This window comes from Cedecea sp., from assembly GCF_036500665.1.
Taxonomy (GTDB): Bacteria; Pseudomonadota; Gammaproteobacteria; order Enterobacterales; family Enterobacteriaceae; genus Cedecea.
This window is the reverse complement of record NZ_DASYBS010000045.1, coordinates 1-1,657: the sequence shown is the minus strand read 5'-3', so window position 1 is coordinate 1,657 and position 1,657 is coordinate 1. Positions and strand designations below refer to the sequence as shown.

Below are 1,657 nucleotides of genomic sequence, written 5' to 3'. Positions count from 1 at the left end.
AAATCACCGAGTTGGTGGAGGAGAATTTGAAGCTAGTACAGGCAGGAGGGGACGGGGCGGAGGGGCTGAGGTGAGCAGTAAGCAGTGAGCAGTAAGCAGTGAGAGGTGACTGGGGCGCAGTCAGAACATCGGTAACACTTCTGGTTCAGAACATCGGTAACACTGTCTGATGTTTTAGGTTACTGTTTTTGGTTGTTTTGATCGGCTTTTTGTAGGTTGCTGTAGCTACAGGAGGGCGTCCAGACTTATCCATAATCGCCCCGGCCCGGTGTGCTGCGAGAATGCCTGGCACAGGTCCGCTACGTCGCAGCAGCGCACCGGGCCGGAAAAAGGCGATTGTGGGTAAGTCGCGCATTGGGGCCGGGTGTCTGCGAAGCCCAGGAAGTGTGTTTTTGGCTTTGGTCAAGCTGAGTTTCACCAGCAAAGTTTTGCTCCTGTTTTTAGGCGGCTTCAGCCGCTGAAAATTGTTCTCCAACGGCTTTAGCCGGGATATCAGCCCGCACAAAGCAGAGGTTGTTTTGGTCAAGGTGACCCAGCAGTAAGCGAGCAAACCACACCTCGATAAACGGCCCTGTGCTGTTTTTAAGTCCCACGCTCCATCCGGCCAAGCTCCGGCTCAAAAAAAGCTTTTGGTTTTGCCAGCTCATCTGGCCGTTATTATCAACCTGACGTGCTGCCATGCCCGGATAGATTAATTCCTGGGGCGTTCCCGCAAAAGCACGATGGGAATTTTGGTACACTTCCCCCGGACAACGCATCTGCAGCGCCTCATGGGGCCGCTCATAGTTAAACTCCTGGCGCCATAAATCCAAGCCCTCCTGAGTTTGTTCTCCTAATACTTCGAGCTCTAGACTCACGTCTCGGTGCAAGCGTTCATGAGCCCCGTTATCTTGGGGGCATCCAGCCCGGCCACGCTCCAGATCGATTCCTAAAGCCACCCACCAAGCCGAGAGCCGGCTTAAACCATGCAGGGTCTGCACGCTAGCAAAGGGCGAACCATTGTCACTGCGAATGGCTTCCGGTAAGCCATGCCGCTCAAAGAGCCGTTCAAAACTGCCTCGTACGCTTTGCGTACGGCTATCCTCTAATTTGCGCAAATCTAACAAGTAGCGACTGTACTCATCGCGTACGCTCAAAGGTTCACACCGGCCTTGCTGGGTTTTCCACCAGCCTTTAAAATCGACGGTCCAGACCTCATTGACCGCCTGGGCTTTGCGGCCGCTGCTCAAGCGGCCCCCTTCGACTACTACCCGACGGTGTTTGCGCTTCTCGGTCAATCCCGCTCGTTCCAAGACCCGTTTAAAACTGCTCTCACTGGCCACCCGCCCATGCCGGCGCAAGTACAGCTCCCGAATCTTGCGTGGCCCCCAACGAGGATGCGCCAACTTTAGCTGGATGATCGCGCAGAGCTCTCCCTCTCCAAGCTCTTCGGCATGGCCATGAGGCCGGCGCGATTCTTCCTCCAGTCCTCCAAGGCCTAAACGCAGGAAGCGCTCCTGCCACTTATAGCCAGTCTTAGCACTGATCCCGTATTCCTGGCACAGTGCCCGGAAGTTCTCCGTTCTTAGTGCCCTCATCACAAACTCTGCTCTCTGTTCCATAGGTTCACTCTTCTTCCAGGGCATGCGGGCTTCTTTAGCCCTTCTCTGCCCAAAAA

Annotated in this window: 1 protein-coding gene; it reads right to left on the bottom strand. The window is 55.1% G+C overall.

Annotated features, from left to right (window positions below):
• Positions 1-440: 440 nt before the first annotated feature.
• Positions 441-1,657: helix-turn-helix domain-containing protein (locus VGM55_RS07560; protein WP_331635129.1), on the bottom strand; the 1,217-nt coding region annotated here is incomplete at its 5' end.